The sequence below is a fragment of the Streptacidiphilus sp. ASG 303 genome (assembly GCF_020991365.1).
Taxonomy (GTDB): domain Bacteria; phylum Actinomycetota; class Actinomycetes; order Streptomycetales; family Streptomycetaceae; genus Peterkaempfera.
The window spans coordinates 1-231 of sequence record NZ_JAJLRA010000198.1 but is presented as its reverse complement, the minus strand read 5'-3'; the positions used below and the strand labels follow the sequence as shown (position 1 = coordinate 231).

At 65.4% G+C, this 231-nt stretch carries 1 rRNA gene; it reads right to left on the bottom strand.

What is annotated here, in order from left to right:
* Positions 1-231, bottom strand: a 16S ribosomal RNA gene (locus LO771_RS30480); the annotation flags it as partial.

Below are 231 nucleotides of genomic sequence, written 5' to 3'. Positions count from 1 at the left end.
AGTGTGGCCGGTCGCCCTCTCAGGCCGGCTACCCGTCGTCGCCTTGGTGGGCCGTCACCCCACCAACAAGCTGATAGGCCGCGGGCTCATCCTGCACCGCCGGAGCTTTCCACACACCCCCATGCGGAGGCGTGTCGTATCCGGTATTAGCACCGGTTTCCCGGTGTTGTCCCAGAGTGCAGGGCAGATTGCCCACGTGTTACTCACCCGTTCGCCACTGATCCGCCCCGA